This is a genomic window from Cupriavidus sp. 86D6, assembly GCF_057815095.1.
Map to the genome: position 1 here is coordinate 1 of NZ_JBYPSB010000039.1, position 1,869 is coordinate 1,869.

1 protein-coding gene is annotated in these 1,869 nt (G+C 62.2%); it reads right to left on the minus strand.

The window, feature by feature from the left end:
- A partial coding sequence (locus AC3G88_RS29340; RefSeq protein WP_488894487.1) for a phospholipase D-like domain-containing protein occupies window positions 1–1,846 on the minus strand: 1,846 nt, incomplete at its 3' end.
- Between the last annotated feature and the right edge of the window lie 23 nt (window positions 1,847–1,869).

The window sequence follows — 1,869 nt, forward strand, 5'->3', positions numbered from 1 at the left end:
CCACATCCTCCTGCGCCCCCATCCCCTTCGTATGAATCTCCCATAACCGTCTGCGTAATGGCGTGGTCACCCCAGAATGTTCGTGGCAGATATTCAATTCGCTATCGCCGATCATGCTGCGGGTATTGATATTGGCGGAGCCCAACGTCATGAATACGTCGTCGACGATCATCAGTTTGGAATGCACGTAGACGTAATCCCATTTACCGGGCGGAGAATCGGGTGCCACCAGCGTGCAGACATGCACCTTGAGTCCTTCGATTTCGGGTGGCGGTCCAACTTCCTCGGCGGGCTTGGCCATTTCCGCTTCCAGATCGGCCTGTTTCTGGCGCGCCTTGCCAAAGCGTTCCCGCGCCTCGTGCAGCCTCTTGATGGCGAATGCCTTGTCGATATGCGCCAGGTCATTCGCCTCGTCCATATCCTGTTTAGCGGCCCTGGCTTGCGCGCCTGCCTCCTTGTGCTGGCGGCGCAGATCGGCCTGGCGCGCGTCCTCGCGTTCCAGCTTCGCCACGGCCGGCATCGCGTCGGCCTTGCCCAGCGCCTCCAGCATCCGGTATGTCTTCAGTGCCCCCGGACCCATCCCTTCGTCGCTCGAATTGGTCACCACGAACAGGTAGATGGGGCCATGCTTCTTCAGGTCGCGGCCGCCGCGCAGTTGGGCGGCCACCGCCTGCTTGATCTTCTCGGCAAGCATCGGCAGCCGGAAATACTGGTTCTCGATATAGATGAATCGCGTGACGTTGTTCACCGCCTGCAGGTACAGGGACTCGATATCGAACCGGTTTCCCTGGGGATTGGTCCGCAACAGCTGCCCCACCACCGGCGTGTTGCCGTCGCGCCGCAACGTGAGACGACTGGCGAGCGGCCGCCTTGCCTCCATCAGCCGCTGGCCCGTCGCGCCATCCCACGCTTCGCAAAAGTTCTTGTTGAGGTATTTGAGCACCGGGCCTGCGACGCGGGCAGAAATGTCCTGCCGGGGGTGCAGACCGTTCCGGCCCAGTCTCGGGTGCTGTCGATGGAAGCTGTGGTCGTCCCGGTCCCAGTAGGTATCGAGCATGTTGTGGCCCATGACGAAGCCCACGGCATGCTCGGGCTCCTCATAATCGATCACCACCATCTTCTGGTGATGCGTGGGAATGGCGGTCATGACGGCCGCGTTTTTCGCTTTGGTACGCCCGTCGCTCTCCTTGTGATCGCCCTGCAGCAAGGTCCGGTAGGCAATCTCCGCACGGTCCCAAAGCGAGAAGCCGCGGGTCGCGAATTCGATGCCGGGGAACGTCGTGCCCGCTGCGCGGGCCATCTGGCGCAGCACCCGGCGCGCCGCTTCCTCGTCCAGACTGCCCCCTCGCGTCACGTTGGTTCCATTGGCGCGCGCATACCATGCACGGTCGAACTCGCGCTGGAATTTGCTCTGGTAGTCGCGCTGCGCCATGCCCGACACCATCCAGTCAGGCAAGTGCGGCTTGACGTACGTTGCCAGGTTGTTGCCCGGTGCGTTGTTTTCGCTCCAGGCCGCCATGGCGAGGTCGTCCTGCCAGCAAAGCAGACGAACCTTCACGCCTTGGGCGCCCTTGTGCGCCAGCAACTCGCCGATGGTCATGACATCCGCATGGCCGCGCTTGAAGTACATCGAGGGCTGGAAACCCCAGCAGATGATGTCCACCGAACGCCGTGCGGCCAGGATGGCGTCGTAAACCTCGCCGAACGCCTCTTCGCCGTTCACAAGCGGCTTGAACGTGCATTGCGCCGGGTCATATTCCGAACGTTCCACAAACCACTTCAAGGCGATCGTGGCAGTGCGCGTGCGCGACAGCGCAATCGGGGTCGTGATGGGATTCCGACTCATGCTGGCGGCTCCTTGTCGGTGAG